General features: G+C 66.8%; 14 protein-coding genes, 1 tRNA gene and 1 pseudogene. 11 read left to right on the forward strand and 5 right to left on the reverse strand.

Going from position 1 to position 17,980, the window contains the following annotated elements; all coding sequences use genetic code 11:
- Nucleotides 1-85 precede the first annotated feature (85 nt).
- The 3 genes and pseudogenes from gltB to D3874_RS00440 form a co-directional block, all read right to left on the reverse strand.
- Nucleotides 86-4,629 (reverse strand): annotated as a pseudogene (gltB, locus tag D3874_RS00430) (glutamate synthase large subunit).
- Between the two features lie 21 nt (nt 4,630-4,650).
- Nucleotides 4,651-6,093 (reverse strand): NAD(P)-dependent oxidoreductase, encoded by a 1,443-nt coding sequence (locus tag D3874_RS00435; RefSeq protein ID WP_119775271.1) that lies wholly within the window; start codon nt 6,091-6,093, stop codon nt 4,651-4,653.
- 343 nt (nt 6,094-6,436) lie between these two features.
- The gene (locus D3874_RS00440) at nt 6,437-6,763 is read right to left on the reverse strand and encodes an ArsR/SmtB family transcription factor (RefSeq protein ID WP_119775274.1); all 327 of its coding nucleotides are present in this window, start codon (nt 6,761-6,763) and stop codon (nt 6,437-6,439) included.
- Nucleotides 6,764-6,858: 95 nt separating this feature from the next.
- Here D3874_RS00440 and D3874_RS00445 point away from each other — a divergent pair, with 95 nt between their 5' ends.
- The gene (locus D3874_RS00445; protein ID WP_119775276.1) at nt 6,859-7,836 is read left to right on the forward strand and encodes a quinone oxidoreductase family protein; all 978 of its coding nucleotides are present in this window, start codon (nt 6,859-6,861) and stop codon (nt 7,834-7,836) included.
- A 188-nt stretch (nt 7,837-8,024) separates the two neighbouring features.
- On the opposite strand, the gene D3874_RS00450 is transcribed toward D3874_RS00445, so the two are convergent.
- Both D3874_RS00450 and D3874_RS00455 read right to left on the reverse strand, forming a co-directional pair.
- Entirely contained in the window at nt 8,025-8,984 is a 960-nt protein-coding gene (locus D3874_RS00450) for a complex I NDUFA9 subunit family protein (protein WP_119775279.1), read from the reverse strand.
- A gap of 74 nt (nt 8,985-9,058) precedes the next feature.
- Nucleotides 9,059-10,096, reverse strand: a complete 1,038-nt coding sequence (locus D3874_RS00455; RefSeq protein WP_119775282.1) for an AraC family transcriptional regulator — start codon at nt 10,094-10,096, stop codon at nt 9,059-9,061.
- A gap of 90 nt (nt 10,097-10,186) precedes the next feature.
- Here D3874_RS00455 and D3874_RS00460 point away from each other — a divergent pair, with 90 nt between their 5' ends.
- The 10 genes from D3874_RS00460 (at nt 10,187) to D3874_RS00505 (ending at nt 17,924) form a co-directional block, all read left to right on the forward strand.
- The gene (locus tag D3874_RS00460; protein ID WP_119775284.1) at nt 10,187-11,023 is read left to right on the forward strand and encodes a sterol desaturase family protein; all 837 of its coding nucleotides are present in this window, start codon (nt 10,187-10,189) and stop codon (nt 11,021-11,023) included.
- 92 nt (nt 11,024-11,115) lie between these two features.
- A tRNA-Leu gene (locus tag D3874_RS00465) sits at nt 11,116-11,202 on the forward strand.
- Nucleotides 11,203-11,234: 32 nt separating this feature from the next.
- Nucleotides 11,235-11,849 carry a ribonuclease D gene (locus D3874_RS00470; RefSeq protein ID WP_119775287.1) on the forward strand — a complete coding sequence of 205 codons (615 nt, stop codon included), beginning with the start codon at nt 11,235-11,237 and terminating at the stop codon, nt 11,847-11,849.
- A 141-nt stretch (nt 11,850-11,990) separates the two neighbouring features.
- Nucleotides 11,991-12,962, forward strand: coding sequence for a KpsF/GutQ family sugar-phosphate isomerase (locus D3874_RS00475; RefSeq protein ID WP_119775289.1), 972 nt, complete (start codon nt 11,991-11,993; stop codon nt 12,960-12,962).
- A 34-nt stretch (nt 12,963-12,996) separates the two neighbouring features.
- A complete protein-coding gene (gene lptC / locus D3874_RS00480; protein WP_147385469.1) occupies nt 12,997-13,614 on the forward strand; it encodes an LPS export ABC transporter periplasmic protein LptC in 618 nt (205 codons plus the stop codon).
- Nucleotides 13,611-14,201, forward strand: a complete 591-nt coding sequence (lptA, locus tag D3874_RS00485) for a lipopolysaccharide transport periplasmic protein LptA (protein ID WP_119775294.1) — start codon at nt 13,611-13,613, stop codon at nt 14,199-14,201. The genes lptC and lptA overlap by 4 nt, the downstream gene beginning before the upstream one ends.
- Before the next feature lie 86 nt (nt 14,202-14,287).
- Nucleotides 14,288-15,010, forward strand: a complete 723-nt coding sequence (gene lptB / locus D3874_RS00490) for an LPS export ABC transporter ATP-binding protein (RefSeq protein ID WP_233559815.1) — start codon at nt 14,288-14,290, stop codon at nt 15,008-15,010.
- A 12-nt stretch (nt 15,011-15,022) separates the two neighbouring features.
- Complete coding sequence (gene rpoN, locus D3874_RS00495) at nt 15,023-16,591, forward strand: RNA polymerase factor sigma-54 (protein WP_119775297.1); 1,569 nt, start codon at nt 15,023-15,025, stop codon at nt 16,589-16,591.
- Between the two features lie 180 nt (nt 16,592-16,771).
- The gene (gene hpf, locus D3874_RS00500; RefSeq protein WP_119775300.1) at nt 16,772-17,371 is read left to right on the forward strand and encodes a ribosome hibernation-promoting factor, HPF/YfiA family; all 600 of its coding nucleotides are present in this window, start codon (nt 16,772-16,774) and stop codon (nt 17,369-17,371) included.
- A gap of 10 nt (nt 17,372-17,381) precedes the next feature.
- On the forward strand, nt 17,382-17,924 hold the full coding sequence (locus D3874_RS00505; RefSeq protein ID WP_456306386.1) for a PTS sugar transporter subunit IIA: 543 nt from the start codon (nt 17,382-17,384) through the stop codon (nt 17,922-17,924).
- Nucleotides 17,925-17,980 lie beyond the last annotated feature (56 nt).

Raw genomic sequence — 17,980 nt, forward strand, 5'->3', positions numbered from 1 at the left:
AACCCTCTCCTCCGAGGAGGAGAGGGCTTTGTCGCCCCCCTCCGCCCTTCAGGGGGGAGGGGTTGGGGGAGGTGGGTGCTTCAGGTTACGCCCGCTTGGCCACCGCTTCGTCCGACAGCGGATGGGCCAGGCGGCTGATCATCTCCTTGGGGCAGATCTGCCAGAAGCGATCGATCTCGCGGTCCCAGTCCGACAGCAGGCGCTGGGCGATGGGCGAGCCGGTCTCGGCATGGTGGCGCACCACCAGGTCCTTCAGCACCTGCGCCCAATGGCTGGAGGCAAGGCGCTGATAGACCACCGACTCCTCGTTGATGCGCAGGGGAAGTCGTCATGTGCATCGTAGACGAAGGCCATGCCGCCCGACATGCCGGCGCCGAAATTGTCGCCGACCGCGCCCAGGATCACCGCGGTGCCCCCGGTCATGTATTCGACGCCGTTGGAGCCGCAGCCTTCGATCACCGTGGTGGCGCCCGAGTTGCGCACGGCAAAGCGCTCGCCCGCCTGGCCCGAGGCGAACAGATAGCCGGCCGTGGCACCGTACAGCACCGTGTTGCCGATGATCGTGTTCTCGTGCGGGACCAGCGAGGTCGAGGTCATCGGCCGCACCACGATGGTGCCGCCCGACAGGCCCTTGCCGACATAGTCGTTGGCATCGCCGAACACCTGCAGGGTGACGCCCTGCACCGCGAAGGCCCCCAGCGACTGGCCGGCGGAGCCGCGCAGGCGCACGGTGATGTGGCCATGGTCGAGGCCGGTCATGCCGAACTTGCGCACGACATGGGACGACAGCCGGGTGCCGATGGCACGCTGCGTGTTGCGCACCGTATAGGTGAGCTGCATCTTCTCGCCACGCTCGAAGACCGCTTCCGCGTCCTTCACCATCTGGGCATCCAGGGTGTCGGGCACTTCGTTGCGGCCTTGAACCACGCAATGGCGGGCATAGGGGCCTGAGTCCGGCGTGACCAGCAGCGGGTTCAAGTCGAGGTCGTCGAGGTGATGATGGCCGCGGCTGACCTGGCGCAGCAGGTCGGTCCGGCCCACCGCCTCGTCGAGCGAGCGCAGGCCCAGGGAGGCCAGGATCTCGCGCACTTCCTCGGCGATGAACGAGAACAGGTTGACCACTTTCTCCGGCGTGCCGTCGAACTTGTCGCGCATCGCCGGGTCCTGGGTGCAGACACCGACCGGGCAGGTGTTGGACTGGCACTGGCGCACCATGATGCAACCCATGGCGACCAGGCTGGCCGTGCCGACACCATATTCCTCGGCCCCCATCAGGGCGGCCATGACCACGTCGCGGCCGGTCTTGATGCCGCCGTCCGTGCGCAGCTTCACCGAATGGCGCAGGCGGTTCAGGGTCAGCACCTGGTTGGCCTCGGTCAGGCCCATTTCCCAGGGCAGGCCGGCATATTTGATCGAGGTCTGGGGCGAGGCGCCAGTGCCGCCGACATGGCCCGAGATCAGGATCACGTCCGCCTTGGCCTTGGCCACGCCGGCCGCGATCGTACCGATGCCCGAACCCGAGACCAGCTTCACGCAGACCTGCGCGGTCGGGTTGATCTGCTTCAGGTCGTAGATGAGCTGGGCCAGATCCTCGATCGAGTAGATGTCGTGATGCGGCGGCGGCGAGATCAGCATGACGCCGGGCGTCGAATGGCGCAGGCGGGCAATCTCGACCGTCACCTTGAAGCCGGGCAACTGCCCGCCCTCGCCAGGCTTGGCACCCTGGGCGACCTTGATTTCCAGCTCGCGGGCATTGTTGAGGTACAGCGCGGTGACGCCGAAGCGTCCCGAGGCCACCTGCTTGATGGGCGAATTGGCATTGTCGCCGTTGGCGCGCGGGCGGAAGCGTTCCTCGCCCTCGCCGCCCTCGCCCGAGTCGGCCTTGGCGCCGATCCGGTTCATGGCGATGGTCAGGGTCTCGTGCGCCTCGGGCGACAAGGCCCCCAGCGACATACCGGGCGTCACGAAGCGCTTGCGGATCGAGGTGATGGATTCCACCTCCTCGATCGGCACCGGGCGGCCGGCCGGCTTGAATTCCAGCAGGTCGCGCAAGGAAACCGGCGGCCTGGCATGGAGCGCCTGGGCATATTTGCGGTACAGCGAATAGCTGTCGGTGCCGACCGCCTGCTGCAGCAGGTGGATCAGGTTGCCTTCCCAGGCGTGCAATTCGCCGTTGCGGCGATAGCGGTAGAGGCCGCCCACGGGCAGGGACGCCACTTCCGGGTCATAGGCCCGGGCATGGAGTTCCAGCACCTTCTTCTGGATGCCGGGCAGGCCGATGCCCGAGATGCGCGACATCATGCCGGGGAAGAATTCCGCGACCAGGGCACGGCTCAGGCCCACCGCCTCGAAATTGTAACCGCCGCGATAGCTGGAGACCACCGAGATACCCATCTTGGACATGATCTTCAGGAGGCCCTGGTTGATCGACTCCTTGAAGCGGGCGATGCACACCTCGAGCGACAGGCCGGGGAACAGGCCCCGGGCGTGACGGTCGCCGATGCAGGCCTCGGCCAGATAGGCGTTGACCGTGGTCGCCCCGCAGCCGATCAGGACCGCGAAGGTATGGGTATCCAGGCATTCCGCCGCCCGCACGTTGAGCGAGGTGAAGGTGCGCAGGCCCCGGCGCACCAGGTGGCTGTGCACGCCGCCCACGGCAAGGATCATCGGGATCGCGGCCCGTTCGGCCGAAATCTTCTCGTCGGTCAGGATCAGGTGGCCATAGCCCTGGCGCACCGCGTCTTCCGCTTCCTGGCGGATGCGGGCCACGGCCTGGCGCAGGCCGTCGCTGCCGCTGTCGACGGCAAAGGTGCAGTCGATCTCGGCCAGCGAATCGCCCATGAACTTCTTCAGTTCCTCGAGCTCGCCGGCGCTGACCACCGGGCTTTCGAGCACCAGCACATTGGCCTGGCTCGAATCCTGGACCAGCACGTTCTTCAGGTTGCCGAAGCGCGTCTTCAGGCTCATCACCCGATGCTCGCGCAAGGGATCGATGGGCGGGTTGGTGACCTGGCTGAAGTTCTGGCGGAAATAGTGGTGCAGCGGCCGGTGCTTTTCCGACAGCACGGCCAGCGGCGTGTCGTCGCCCATCGAGCCGATGGCTTCCTTGCCCTCGTCGACCATGGGCTGAAGGATCAGCTCCATGTCCTCGTGGCTCAGGCCCGCGGCAAGCTGGCGGACGCGCAGCGCCTTGGTATCGAAGGGCTTGGGCTCGCCCTTGGCCGGCCTGATCTTTTCGTCGAGCTCGACGATCGACTTGGTCCATTCGACATAAGGATGCTGGGCCGCCAGCGTGTCCTTCAGCTCGCGATCGTGATAGAGCCGGCCCTCGCCCAGGTCGACGGCGATCATCTGGCCGGGGCCCAGGCGGCCCTTCTCGACCACATTGGTCTCGGGCAGCAGGACCATGCCGGTCTCGGAACCGATGACGAGGAGGCCGTCACGGGTGATCGTGTAACGCATGGGGCGCAGGCCGTTGCGGTCCAGGCCGCCGACGATCCAGCGCCCGTCGGTCATAGCCAGCGCCGCCGGGCCGTCCCAGGGTTCCATCACCGAGTTGGCATAGGCATACATGGCGCGGTGCGATTCCGGCATGGTCGACTTCTTCGACCAGGCTTCCGGCACCAGGAAGGTCTTGGCCAGGGGCGCCGAACGGCCGGCGCGCACCAGCACCTCGAAGACGTTGTCGAGCGCGGCCGAATCCGAACCGCCGGGCTGGATCACCGGCTTGATGTCGTCGGAATACTCGCCGAAAGCCTCCGAGACCATGCGGATCTCGTGGCTCTTCATCCAGTTGATGTTGCCCTTCCAGGTATTGATCTCGCCGTTATGGGCCAGCATGCGGAAGGGCTGGGCCAGCTTCCACTTGGGGAAGGTGTTGGTCGAATAGCGCTGGTGATAGATCGCGAAGGACGAGACGAAGCGGTCGTCGACCAGGTCGGGATAGAAGGTCGACAGGTCCGCCGCCAGGAACATGCCCTTGTAGATGATCGAGCGGCACGACAGCGAGCACAGGTAGAAATCGGTCGAGATATTGGCTTCCAGCGCGCGCTTCTCGATGCGGCGGCGGATGATGAACAGCTTGCGTTCGAACTCGTCGTCCGAGAGCCCTTCCGGGTGCTCGATCATGATCTGCTCGATCTCGGGCCGGGTCGCATTGGCTTTCTCGCCGATCACCGTGACGTCCACGGGCACCTGGCGCCAGCCATAGATGTAGAAGTCGAAGTTCAGGATTTCCTGCTCGACGATGGTCCGGCAGGCTTCCTGCTGGCCAAAATCGGTGCGCGGCAGGAACACCTGGCCGACCGCCAGGCCGCGGTCGCTGGGCTCGTGGCCGGTCGAGCGGACGTGATCGGTGAAGAAATCCTGCGGGATCTCGATGTGGATGCCGGCGCCATCGCCGGTCTTGCCGTCGGCATCGACCGCACCCCGGTGCCAGACTGCCTTCAGGGCCTCGATGCCGGCACGCACGACCTCGCGCCGCGGCTTGCCGTCGATGGCGGCAACCAGGCCGACGCCGCAGCTATCGCGCTCGTCGGACGGCACATAGAGGCCTTGGGCCTCGAGACGTTCGGTTTCCTTGCGCCAATGGGCGACGAAATCCGAACCGCTTTCAATCTTGTGTGCCATGGATCGTCCCTCCGCTGTCCGTCAGGAGGCCTTGGCCAGGCGGGCATCCGCCTTGGCCTTCAAATACAGGTGCATCTGGTCGGCCACGTCGCGGCCGTCGCGGATCGCCCAGACCACCAGGCTGGCGCCGCGCACGATGTCGCCGGCGGCGAAGACGCCGTCCAGGTTGGTCATCATGGTCTTGAAGTCGACCTTCACCGTGCCCCAGCGCGACACCGAGAGTTCCGGCGCGCCGAACAGGGTCGGCAGTTCCTCAGGATCGAAGCCCAGGGCCTTGATCACCAGGTCGGCCGGCATGTTGTAGGACGAGCCTTCGATCACTTCCGGCGCCTGGCGGCCGCTGGAATCGGCCAGGCCCAATCGCATGCGATGGGCCTTGACGCCGCTGACCTTGCCGTCGCCCAGGAATGCCTGGGGTGCCGACAGCCAGACGAACTCGACGCCCTCCTCCTCGGCATTCTTCACCTCGCGCATGGAGCCCGGCATGTTGTCCTTGTCGCGGCGGTAGAGGCACTTCACGGACTTGGCGCCCTGGCGCACGGCGGTGCGCACGCAGTCCATCGCCGTGTCGCCGCCGCCGATGACCACCACATGCTTGCCCTTGGCGTCGAGATCGCCTGAGTCGAACTCGGGCACCTTGTCGCCCATGCCGACCTTGTTGGAGGCGGTGAGATAGGTCATCGCCGGCACCACACCGTCGAGGGCGGCGCCCGGCACCGCGACGTCGCGCGCCTTGTAGACGCCGGTCGCGATCAGGAGGGCATCGTGGCGCGCGCGCAATTCGTCCAGCTTCACCTGGTCGCCGACGGCGACGTTCAGGTGGAAGGTCACGCCCTGGTCTTCCAGCAGCTTGGCGCGGCGGCTCACCACATGCTTTTCCAGCTTGAAGCCGGGAATGCCATAGATCAGCAGGCCGCCGACGCGGTCGTAGCGGTCGTAGACATGGACCTCGTAGCCCTTGGCGCGGAGTTGTTCCGCCGCCGCCAGGCCGCCGGGGCCGGCGCCGATGATGCCGACCGACAGGCCCAGTTCGGCGCGCGGGGTGCGCGGCTTCACCCAGCCCTGTTCCCAGGCCGTCTCGGTCAGGAACTTCTCGACCGAGCCGATGGTGACCGACTCGAAATCCTTCTCGATCACGCAATTGCCTTCGCACAGGCGATCCTGCGGGCAGATGCGGCCGCACACTTCCGGCATCGAATTGGTCGCCTGGGACAGCTCGTAGGCTTCCTGCAGGCGGCCTTCGGCGGTCAGCTTCAGCCAGTCGGGAATGTTGTTCGAGAGCGGGCAATGGATCTGGCAGAACGGGATGCCGCATTGCGAGCACCGCCCCGCCTGCTCCTGCGCGGCAGGCTGGACGAAGGCGGCATAGATTTCGCTGAAGTCCTGCACCCGGGCGCCAGCCTCCCGCTTGGGCGGGGTCTTCTGCTCGACCGACACGAACTTCAGCATCTTGTTCTCAGCCATGGCCTACTCCATCACGGCCGGTAGCACGCAGGGACAGGTCATCCCTTTCCTGTCGCGGCGCGTCAGGTTGATTTTTTAGATACGCGCAATTTTTCTGATCGCAAAGCAAAAAAACGCCGATAGGGCAATTTTACTGACCTAATTTAACAGGCAAATCAGGCGCGGCGCCTCAAGCGCTTAATATTTAGGCAAAAATAGGTCCGGTTTGATATGCATCTCGCAGCGCGAAGGCTGGGATGCGGCACCGCAAGACGGGTCGAGGCAATTGATTTGAAACGATTTTCGCAGGTCCGTCGAGGTGGATTCCGCCAAAAGCCTTCGCAACCGCACATTTGCGGCGCCATCAGGCTTCTACCGGCAGGCCTTCCTGCTCGATCAGGGCGATCAACCCGGGAAAGCGCTGCTCCAGTTCAGCCCGGCGCAGGCGATTGGTCCGGCTGTTGCCCCGGTCGGTCTGATGGATCAGGCCGGCTTCGCGCAGCACCTTGAAGTGATGGGTGCGGGTCGCCTTGGTGACCGGCAGGCCGAAGGAGCCGCAAGGCCGCTCGCCCCCCTCGGGCTCGGCCGCCAGCAGAACGACGATCCGCCGCCGCAAGGGATCGGCCAGCGCCGCCAGCACGCGGCCCAGGTCCATTTCCGCCAGGGTGGGATGTCCTTCAGCATCTGCCATGATCGATTTCTATCATACCTATGGATTTGATCATACCTAGGGTGTAAGACGGCCAAGGTAAGATTAATGTCATACCTTCACGGAAGGAAGCCGCCATGACGCAAGCCCGAGCCATCCGCCTCGCCGAATTCGGCGCGCCCACGGTGATGAAGCTGGAAACCGTCTCGCTGCCCGATCCCGGCCCGGGCGAGGTGCGCCTGCGCCAGACTGCCATCGGCTTCAACTATATCGACGTCTATCAGCGCAGCGGCGTCTATCCCCTGCCCCTGCCCACCGGCCTGGGCCACGAGGCGGCCGGCGTGGTCGAGGCGGTCGGCCCCGGCGTTACCGACTTCAAGGCGGGTGACCGGGCCGCCTATATGCATGCCGGCATCGGCGCCTATGCCGACCGGCGCAATGTCGCCGCCGATCGCCTGGTGCCCCTGCCGGTCGAGGTCGGCGACGAGCAGGCCGCCGCCGTGCTGTTCAAGGGCTTGACCGCACAGTACCTGATCAAGAAGACCTATGCGGTCCAGCCGGGCGACATCGTGCTGGTCCATGCCGCGGCGGGCGGCGTCGGCCAGATCCTGTGCCGCTGGGCCAAGGGCCTGGGCGCCACGGTCATCGGCACGGCCTCGCGGCCCAAGCTGGACGTCGCCCTGGCCGCCGGCTGCGACGCCGCGATCGATTATACAAAGGCCGACTGGCCCGATGCCGTCATCAAGGCGACCGGTGGCCGCAAGGCCCGCGTGGTCTATGATTCCGTGGGCGCCGACACCCTGCTCAAATCGATGGACTGCACCGCCCCGTTCGGTTTCGTCGTCAGCTACGGCGCGGCCTCCGGCCCGGCCCCGGCGGTCTCACCCGATCTGTTGAACAAGAAGGGCTGCCTCTACCTGACCCGCCCCTCGGTCTTCCCGCACAATGCCGATGCCAGAAGCTTCCGCGCCAACGCCGCCGACCTCTTCGCCGCGCTCGAGGCCGGCATCGTCAGCCTCGACATCGGCCTGCGCGTACCCCTCGAAGAGGCACCAAAGGCCCACGAGGCAGCCGAGGCGCGCGCCACGACAGGGGCGATCCTGCTGATCCCCTAATTTGCAAGGCTTGTTACCGCCCCTTCCGTCATGACCGGGCTTGTCCCGGTCATCCACGTCGAGACGAGCCACATCTGTTGACGGCATAGGCAGCTTGGCGACGTGGATGGCCGGGACAAGCCCGGCCATGACGATTGAGGATAGGATGACGGCAGAGGTTGGGGCCTTGCCGTCACCGGGACCCGGATTCAGCTCTCGGCCTGGCTCGCCGTGCTGAACTGGCCGCGCTTGCGGAAGCGCTGGAGATAGGCGGGGACGACCGCCTCGACCGAGGTCGGGGTGATGCCGAAGGCGGCGAGGCCCGGGGCGCCGTCGCCGACCACATTGTCATGGGCCAGCATCTTGACCTGGTCGGCGGTGATCGGCGCCCCGGGCAGCCAGCCGATGGCGGCGGCCTGCAGCCTGGCAATCGCCCAGGGAATCGGCAGCAGGACCGCCTTGCGCCCGGTCGTGGCCAGCACGAATGCCATCAATTCCTTGAAGCTGTAGACCTTGGGGCCGCCCAGTTCGAACGGGGCATCGGCGGCCAGGGTCGCATCGCCGGTCGCGGCGACGATCGCGTCCGCGACATCGCCAACATAGACGGGCTGGAACCGGGTCTCGCCGCCGCCGATCAGGGGCAGCACCGGCGAGAGGCGCGCCATGGCGGCGAAGCGGTTGAAGAACTGGTCCTCGGGCCCGAAGACGATCGAGGGGCGCAGGATCACCGCGCCGGGGAAGGCCGCCTTCACCGCCACCTCGCCCGCCGCCTTGCTGCGGGCATAGTCGGCCGCCGACTCGGCGCTGGCGCCGATCGCGGAAAGCTGGACGAACCGGCCAACCCCGGCCGCCTTGGCCGCGGTCGCCACCCGGCGGGCGCCCTCGGCCTGCACGGCGTGAAATTTCTGCTGGCCGCCCTCGGCCAGGATGCCGACCAGGTTGATCACCGCATCGGCGCCGGCAACGGCCTGGGTGACCGACGGGGTATGGCGGACGTTCGCCTGGACGATGGCGACTTGGCCGACATCGCCCATGGGCCGCAGAAAGCCCGCTTCCTGCGGGCGACGCACGGCGACGCGCACGCGCCAGCCCTGCTTGGCCAGCCGCTTGACGACATAGCGCCCGATGAAGCCCGAACCACCGAATACCGTGACCAGCCGATCGGCCATGAAAACCCCCGATACCAAGGCAGCGCCGCCCTGCGGCAGAAACCCGCCCTCGATCCAAAAACAATAGCCGCACCTTATTCAATCGGCGCCGCCGCGCCAACTGCTGCGCGGCGAAAAGCGCCGACTGTGACGCCATACCACCGGCGGAAGGCGTGCTGAAAGGCCGCCGGCTCGGAATAGCCCATCATATAGGCCGCCTGGGTGGCGGACATGCCCTGCCCGATCAACTCGCCCGCCAGGTCGCGGCGCACGCCGTCGGCAAAAGCGCGCCAGGTGGTGTCCTGGGCGGCCAGGAAGGCGCGCACGTCGGCCGGGGTCATCACCGCGGCGGCGGCCACCTCGTCGAGGCCCAGCAGGTCGCCGCGCAGAATGCCGGCGCGCAGCGCCGCGGCCAGGCCGTGGGCTGGGCTGCGATCGGCGGCCACCGCCTTCAGCCGCGCTTCGCCGGCCAATTCCAGGAAGCCGCGCAGATAGGGATCGGGGCTGCGCAGGCGCCGGCCGATATCGGCGGCCGGGAAGATCAGCGCGTTGCGCGCCGCGCCATAGCGCACCGGGGCGGGAAACAGCGCTGCGCAGACCGCCGCATAGGGCGGGGTTTCATGCTCGAACGCGACGGCATCAAGGCTCAGCGGTCCCTCGGCATGCTCGATGGCGAAGGCGCAGGCCATGGTGAAGTAGTGCTCGACCATGAAGCGGGCCGCCTGGGGCGCCAGGGGATTGCGATAGGTCAGCACCGCCTGCGCGCCTTCGAAGGTCAGGGCGACCGAATCGCCGTCGCACAGCAAGGGCGCAAAGCGGGCCCACAGTTCGAAGCCGGCCCGCAGGGTGTCGGCGTGCGCGTTCAGGTGGTTGATGAAGTGGACGTCCGCCGGCCCGAAGCGGCGGTGCAGCAGCAGGCCGATCGCCGGCTCGACGCTCGCCGCCGCCTGCCACAAGGCGGTCAACTGGCCAACCGTCATCCGCGCATCGACCGAGGCGAAATCGTGATCGGCAAGCTTGATCCGGGCCAGCAGGCCCTCGACCTGCGCCGGTGGCCAGTGCTCGCGCAGGAAGCGCAGCAACACCGCCCCGGCCCGCGATCCTGTGGTTATCCGCCCCGCCCCATCAGCCATTTGCGATCACGATTTTGCCGATTGCGATCATAGCGACAGCCTCACTGCCGCGGGCATGGTGTCAAGACCAAGCATCGGGAGAGAGCCTTCATGGAAGAACTTGCGCAGATCGCCGCCATCCTTGGCGTCTACGCCGCCTTTGTCGTGGTCGAGTACCTGGCCGGCCGCTTCACCCAGCCCAAGGCGCGGCCGGGCGACGGCTTGATCGAACTGATCTCGACCCTGACCATCCTGCTCGTCACCATCCCGGCCATCTATGTCGCCGGTGCAGCGCTGACCGAATATCTGGCGCCAGGCTCCCACGACGCCCTGGCGGCACTCAACCCGCTGCTGATGTTCGCGATCCTGCTGGTCGCCGACGACATGAGCCAGTACTGGTGGCACCGCACGGCCCATCGCGTGCCCTGGCTCTACCAGTTCCACCGCGCCCATCACGAGGCGCAGTACATGAGCATCCGCATCACTTACCGCAACAACCTGCTCTATTACCTGTTCATGCCGGGCCTGTGGGCCTCGGCCGTGCTGGTCTACCTGGGTTTCGGCGAGGTCTATGCGATCTATGGCGGGCTCAAGATGCTGGTCATCTTCGGCGCCCATTCCAGCGTGCGCTGGGACGAGCCCCTGTATCGCCATCGCTGGCTGCACCCGGTCGCCTGGGTCGTGGAGCGGGTGATCTCGACGCCGGCGACCCACGCCGCCCATCACGGCCTGACCACGGCGGATGGGGTTACCAACTACAAGGGCAACTACGGCAACCTGCTGTTCTTCTGGGATGTGCTGTTTCGCACGGCCAAGATCACCCGCCGCTATCCGACGGCCTATGGAATCGAGAATCTGGCGCCGGTCGATCCCTGGCAGCAGATCTTCTATCCCTTCGTCCGGCGCAAGGCATCGCACCCCGCACAGGCGATCCAGCCGGCGGAATGAGAGGACCTGAGGGCGCGCGGCGGGTACCGAATTTTCGTGCGACGGGCGTTGACAACCGTCGCACGCAGCGGTATCAACCGCGCCTCGCACCTGCCCAGGTGGCGGAATTGGTAGACGCGCTAGTTTCAGGTACTAGTGCCCGTAAGGGCGTGAAAGTTCGAGTCTTTTCCTGGGCACCACCGCGAGCCTTCCCACTGATCGAGGCCGCGCCATGACCGTGACGCTCCACAAGGGCGATCTGCCGGCAGATCTCGATCTCGGCCCCGTGGTCGCGATCGATACCGAGACCATGGGTCTCAACCCCCAGCGCGACCGGCTTTGCCTGGTGCAGCTCTCCTCGGGCGACGGCAATGCCCACCTGGTGCAGATCGGGCTGGGCCAGACGAGCGCGCCGAACCTGGCGGCCATGCTGATCGACCCCAAGGTCGAGAAACTGTTCCATTTCGCCCGCTTCGACATCGCCGCCCTGTACCAGGGCCTGGGCGCGCTGACGGCCCCGGTCTATTGCACCAAGATCGCCTCGCGGCTGGTGCGGACCTTCACCGACCGCCATGGCCTGAAGGATCTGTGCCGCGACCTGCTGGGCGTGGAAATCTCCAAGCAGCAGCAATCCTCGGACTGGGGCGCTGCCGACCTGACCGAGGCCCAGATGGCCTACGCCGCCTCGGACGTGCTGTATCTGCACGGCCTGAAGGCGAAGTTCGACGTGCTGCTGGCCCGTGAAGGGCGCACTGGCCTCGCCCGCGCCTGCTTCGACTTCCTGCCCGCCCGCGCCCAGCTCGACCTGGCCGGCTGGCCCGAGATCGATATCTTCGCACACGCCTGAAGGCGCGCCGGAACCGATCGGGCGGGCAGCCGTTTCGATTGCGCGGGGGCGTTGCCGCTCCCATATTGCCCTCACCCAGGCCTTGCGCCGGATCGCCGGACCGATGGTCGCGGCGCCCAGGCGCCGCCCCACCAGCAAGCGATGATCGTGACCGAACAACCGACTGATCTTACCGAAGCCCGCCGCGTGCTCAGCCTGGAAGCGCGCGGCCTCGACGTCCTGGCGGAGTCGCTGAACGGCGATTTCACCGCGGCCGTCGGCCGAATCGCCCAGGCCAAGGGCCGGGTCATCGTTTCGGGCATGGGCAAGTCGGGGCTGGTCGGGCGCAAGATCACCGCTACCCTGGCCTCGACCGGCACCCCCGCCCTGTTCGTACACCCGGCGGAAGCCAGTCACGGCGACCTGGGCATGATCACCAAGGACGATGTCGTCCTGTGCCTGTCCAATTCGGGCGAGACCGGCGAACTGGTCGACATCATCGACTATACGCGGCGCCACGGCATCGCCCTGCTGGCCATCACCGCCGGCGCCGCCAGCACCCTGGCCGAGGCGGCCGACATCGTCCTGGTCCTGCCGGCCGCGGCCGAGGCCTGCCCGCTCGGCCTGGCGCCTACCACCTCGACCACCATGCAACTGGCCCTGGGCGATGCCATCGCGGTCGCCTTGATGGCGCGGCGCGGCTTCACCGCCGACCAGTTCAAATCCTTCCACCCGGGCGGCAAGCTGGGCCGCCACCTGGTGCGCGTCAGCGACCTCATGCACACCGGCGGCGAAATCCCCCTGGCCGGCCCCGGCGAGCGCATGGACAAGGTGCTGCTGACCATCACCTCCGGCCGCTTTGGCTGCGTCGGGGTGGTCGATTCGGCCCGGCACCTGGTCGGGGTCATCACCGACGGCGACTTGCGGCGTCACATGGGGCCGGACCTGCTGCGCCTGGCCGCCGGCGACGTCATGACGCGCACGCCGCGCACCATCCCGTCGCGGGCCCTGGCCTCCGAGGCGCTGCTGATCATGAACGAGCTGTCGATCACCACCCTGTTCGTGATGGACGATGCCCACCGCCCGGTCGGCATCCTGCACATCCACGATCTGCTGCGCGCCGGGGTCGTGTGACATGGCATCGCCGCCCAAATCAAGCAGCAGCAGCGTGAGCGCCCCGCGCTCCGGCGGTCTCTACAGCCGTTTCGTCGGATTGATGAAGATCGTGCTGCCGCTGGTTGCCGTCGGCCTGCTGGCCGCTGTTCTGGTCTGGCCCTCAATCGAAGGCAAGCGGGACTTTGCCCTGTCCTACAGCGACGTGGAAGTGCGGGCCGATGGCCTGGAGATGATCGCCCCGGTGCTGACCGGCGCCGACGACCAGGGCCGGCCCTATGTGATCAACGCCAAGCGCGCCACGGCCGACGGCCTGGAGCCGACCGCCGTCACGCTCTACGAGATTACCGCCGACCTGGCGCTGGAAGACGGCCGTCCGGTCAAGATCGTCGCCGCCACCGGGCTATATCGCCCGGCCGATAAAATCCTTACGCTCGACGGCGGTGTTACAGTGACTTTGGCCGACGGACACGTGGTGAAGCTGGAGACGGTCGCACTCGACCTTGCCAAAGGCACCGCTTCGAGCGACAAGCGGGTGGAAGGGGCAGGCCCGACCGGGCGCATCGAGGCCGATCGGCTGCGGGCGAGCGACAACGGCCACCTGCTTCGCTTCGAGGGTGACGTCAAGGCGGTGATCGTGCCGTCGCAAGGGCAAACCGGGGACGGGAAATGACGACAGCAATGAGGCCGGGCCGCGTATCAGTTCTGGGCTTTGCCGCGGCGCTTGCGTTGGGCTTGGCGGCGGCCGGAACGGCCTGGGCGCAAGGCAACGGCGGCGGCCCCACGGGCGGCCCGCCGCGCCTGAGCTTCGACTCCAAGGCGCCGATCGAGATCTCGGCGGATGCGCTCGAGGTGCAGGACCAGACCTCGCAGGCGGTGTTCACCGGCAATGTCAACGTGAAGCAGGCCGACATGCTGCTGCGGGCCGACCGGCTCGAAGTCTTCTATGCCGGCGGCAGCGTCACCGACGTGACCGGCGGCCCCTCGGGGATCAAGAAGATCGAGGCCAAGGGCAATGTCTTCGTCACCTCGAAGGAAGACAGCGCCCAGGGCGACAGCGCGGTCTACGAGCCCGAGAAGGGCATCGTGACCATGCGCGGCAACGTCATCCTGACCCGCGGCGAGAATGTCCTCAAAGGCACCGAGCTGGTGGTCAACCTCAATACCGGCCGCAGCGTCATGACGGCGGGCGGCGACGGTGGCCGGGTCAAGGGCCTGATCGTGCCCGAACAGCGTCCCGCCGCGCCTCCCGCACAGTGAACGCCTTGACCGCCATAGCCTCCCTCGCCGAGCCCCACCCGGCCGAGTCGACGGCCGAGGACGACAGCCCTTCGCCCGCCCCGGCCCTGGCGGGGCTGGTCGCGCGGTCGATCGGCAAGATCTATAACAAGCGCCCGGTCGTCCGCGGCGTCAGCCTGCAATTGCAGCGGGGCGAAGTTGTCGGTCTGCTAGGCCCCAACGGCGCCGGCAAGACCACCTGCTTCTACATGATCTCCGGCCTGGTCGCGCCCGATTACGGCACCATCCTGCTCGACGGGCGCGATGTCACCGCGCTGCCGATGTATCGCCGGGCACGCTTGGGGATCGGCTACCTGCCGCAGGAAGCCTCGATCTTCCGCGGCCTGACGGTCGAGGACAATATCCGCGCCGTGCTCGAGATCGTCGAGGCCGAGCGTGACCGCCGCGATGCCATCCTCGACGACCTGCTGGCCGAATTCTCGATCGCCCATCTGCGCAATACCTCGTCGGTCGCCCTGTCGGGCGGCGAACGGCGGCGCGTGGAAATCGCCCGGGCGCTGGCCACCGGCCCCAGCTTCATCCTGCTGGACGAGCCGCTGGCCGGCATCGACCCCATCGCCGTCGACGACATCCGCCATCTCATCGGGCACCTGAAGGATCGCGGCATCGGCGTGCTGATCACCGATCACAATGTCCGCGAAACGCTGGACATGATCGACCGGGCCTACATCATCCACGAGGGCCAGGTGCTGATGGAAGGCTCGCCCGACGAGGTCGTCGCTCACGAAGGTGTTCGCCGTGTGTATCTCGGCGATCGCTTCAGTCTCTGACGGATAGGACCGATGGCGATCACGCAACGGCTGGAGCTGAGACAAGGCCAGTCGCTGGTGATGACGCCGCAATTGCAGCAGGCGATCAAGCTGCTGCAATTGAGCCAGATCGAACTGGCCTCGTATATCGAGCAGGAGTTGGAACGCAACCCGCTCCTGTCGCGTGACGAGGGGGCCGGCGATACCGCCCCCGTCGAGGGCGAGTGGAACGAGGGCAGCGACAATGCCGATCCCGCCGCCGGCCGCATCGAGGCGGGTCCCGTCGGGCTGGACCGCGATATCCAGGACCAGAGCGGCCTGGGCGAACGCGCCGCGAGCCTCGAGGAGGCCTATGACAACGTCTTCGGCGACGATGCCACGATCGACAAGGCGGCGCACGAGTCGGCCGGTCCCGACGACCTGACGGCGACGAACTGGAGCGCGCTCGGCCCCGGCGGGCGCAGCGACTTCGACGATGGCGAGACCTCCGGCGATGCACGGCTGGCCTCGGTCACCTCGCTGCGCGACCACCTGATGGGGCAGATGGCCGAACTGGTGCTGGCCCCGGCCGAGCAACTGATTGCGGTCAGCCTGGTCGACAGCCTGGACGAGTCGGGTTACCTGACCGAGAGCGTCGAGGATATCGCCCAGCGCCTGGGGACCGAGGAATCCGAGCTCGAAGCCCTGCTGCAGTATCTGCAGTCGATGCTGGACCCGCCCGGCGTCTTTGCCCGCTCCCTGCAGGAATGCCTGACCATCCAGTGCCGCGAGGCCGATCGCCTGGATCCGTCGATGGCGGCGGTGCTGGGGCGCCTCGACCTGGTGGCCCGGCGGGATCTCGGCGCGCTCGCCCGCATCGCCAATGTGGACGAGGAGGAAATCCTCGAGATCATCAAGGAAATCCGCACCTTAAACCCCAAGCCCGGCCTGGCCTTCGACACCGCGCCGATCCAGACCGTGGTGCCCGACGTCTATATCAGGCAGGGCCAGGGCGGCGACTGGCTGATCGAACTCAACGCCGACACCATGCCCCGGGTGCTGATCGATCGGCGCTATGCCGCACGGCTGGGCGCCGGCGGCGCCGACAAGTCGGACAAGGCCTATCTGTCCGATTGCCTGGCCTCGGCGAACTGGCTGGTGAAGGCCCTGGACCAGCGCGCACGGACAATCCTGAAGGTAGCCACGTCGCTGGCGCGCCAGCAGGACGGCTTTCTGCGCCACGGCATCAGCCATCTGCGGCCCATGAACCTGAAGGCGATCGCCGAAGAGATCGCCATGCACGAATCGACGGTCAGCCGCGTCACCGCCAACAAGTGGATCTGGACGCCGCGCGGCCTGTTCGAGATGAAATTCTTCTTCACCGCGGCGATCGGCTCGACCGATGGCTCGGACGCCCATTCCGCCGAAGCCGTGCGCCACCGCATCCGCCAATTGATCGACGGCGAGGCGCCCAAGGCGATCCTGTCGGACGACAAGCTGGTCGAGTTGCTGAAGCGTGAAGGCATCGATATCGCCCGCCGCACCGTGGCCAAATACCGCGAAGCCATGGGCATCGGCTCGTCGACCGATCGGCGGCGCCAGAAGGCCCTGGGCAAGCGCTGATCGCCGGAAAAGCGCGACCGGCACCGGTCCCCTCTGGAATCCCCGGCCGTTAGCTCGTAGATATGAAGGGACGGGCAAACTGTCCGGACGACCAAGGGATCAGAAGCGCCCGCCGGGGCGTGGTCGCAACCGGGCCGATACCCGTCCAAGCGCCCCTTTCCTCAAGCGCAGATGGCACACATGAAGCTGATCATTTCCGGAAAACACATCGATGTCGGCGACGCCCTTCGCAGCCACGTGACCGAGCGGTTGGGGCTGGTCGTCGGCAAGTATTATGACCGGCCGATCGACGCGACCGTGACGTTTTCCCGCCAGGCTCACCTCTTCCGCACCGATTGCACGGTGCATTTCGGGGCGGGCCTGCTGGTCAATGCCCACAGCGACGGCACCGAAATCTACGCGAGCTTCGATGGCGCCGCTGAGCGCATCGAAAAACGCCTGCGGCGCTACAAGCGCCGGCTGAAGGATCACCACAACGGCGCCAAGCGCGCGGTCGAGCCGGCCTTCAACTACACGCTGGCGCCGCACGATGACGACGAGGCCGAGGAGCCGCACGTGGACGGCGCCAACGGCACCCCGCTGGTGATCGCCGAAAGCGATTCCCAGATCGAGACCCTGACCGTGTCGGAGGCGGTGATGCGCCTGGACCTGGGCGAGCATCCGGCGATGATGTTCCGAAATAGCGCCAACGGCGGCCTGAACGTGGTATATCGCCGCCCGGACGGCAACATCGGCTGGATCGAGCCCAATCAGCGGGCCGTCAATGGCGCTCGGGCGTGAGGCTTATCCCTTGGATTTGAGTTCGATCATCGGCCCAGAGGGCGTCATTGCCGGCCTCAAGACGGCCACCAAGAAGCAGGCGCTTCAGGAATTGGCCGCCCGTGCCGCCGAAATCACCGGCGTGCACGAGCGGACCATTTTCGACATCCTGCTGGAGCGCGAGCGCCTGGGGACGACCGGGGTCGGCCAGGGCATCGCTATCCCCCATGGCAAGCTGGCCGAGATCGATCGCCTGTTCGGCCTGTTTGCCCGCCTGGACCAGCCGATCGATTTCGAATCGATCGACGAACAGCCGGTCGACCTGATTTTCCTGCTGCTGGCCCCCAGGGCGCCGGTGCCGATCACCTCAAGGCCCTGGCCAAGGTCTCGCGCCTGCTGCGCGACCGCGACACCTGCGAAAAACTGCGCCACGGCGACTCGGTCGAAGCGATCTACTCGCTGCTCACCGAACCCAGCCAGCCGCACGCAGCTTAAAACACCGAGGGTCCCTCCTCACCCAACCCTCTCCTCCCAGGAGGAGAGGGCTCGGCACCGTGCCCTTAAGGGCCATTGAGGCCCCGCGAAGCTTCAGCGAAGCGAGCCAAGGCGGCGAAGGCCGCCGCCCGGCGT

This window comes from Oleomonas cavernae (genome assembly GCF_003590945.1).
GTDB classification, from domain to species: Bacteria; Pseudomonadota; Alphaproteobacteria; order Zavarziniales; family Zavarziniaceae; genus Zavarzinia; species Zavarzinia cavernae.

Bases quoted from the DNA above. Each gene is read 5' to 3' on its own strand.
- D3874_RS00435 (WP_119775271.1), bottom strand. From the start codon at position 6,093: ATGGCTGAGAACAAGATGCTGAAGTTCGTGTCGGTCGAGCAGAAGACC.
- D3874_RS00440 (WP_119775274.1), bottom strand. From the start codon at position 6,763: ATGGCAGATGCTGAAGGACATCCCACCCTGGCGGAAATGGACCTGGGC.
- D3874_RS00445 (WP_119775276.1), top strand. From the start codon at position 6,859: ATGACGCAAGCCCGAGCCATCCGCCTCGCCGAATTCGGCGCGCCCACG.
- D3874_RS00450 (WP_119775279.1), bottom strand. From the start codon at position 8,984: ATGGCCGATCGGCTGGTCACGGTATTCGGTGGTTCGGGCTTCATCGGG.
- D3874_RS00455 (WP_119775282.1), bottom strand. From the start codon at position 10,096: ATGGCTGATGGGGCGGGGCGGATAACCACAGGATCGCGGGCCGGGGCG.
- D3874_RS00460 (WP_119775284.1), top strand. From the start codon at position 10,187: ATGGAAGAACTTGCGCAGATCGCCGCCATCCTTGGCGTCTACGCCGCC.
- D3874_RS00470 (WP_119775287.1), top strand. From the start codon at position 11,235: ATGACCGTGACGCTCCACAAGGGCGATCTGCCGGCAGATCTCGATCTC.
- D3874_RS00475 (WP_119775289.1), top strand. From the start codon at position 11,991: ATGATCGTGACCGAACAACCGACTGATCTTACCGAAGCCCGCCGCGTG.
- lptA (WP_119775294.1), top strand. From the start codon at position 13,611: ATGACGACAGCAATGAGGCCGGGCCGCGTATCAGTTCTGGGCTTTGCC.
- rpoN (WP_119775297.1), top strand. From the start codon at position 15,023: ATGGCGATCACGCAACGGCTGGAGCTGAGACAAGGCCAGTCGCTGGTG.
- hpf (WP_119775300.1), top strand. From the start codon at position 16,772: ATGAAGCTGATCATTTCCGGAAAACACATCGATGTCGGCGACGCCCTT.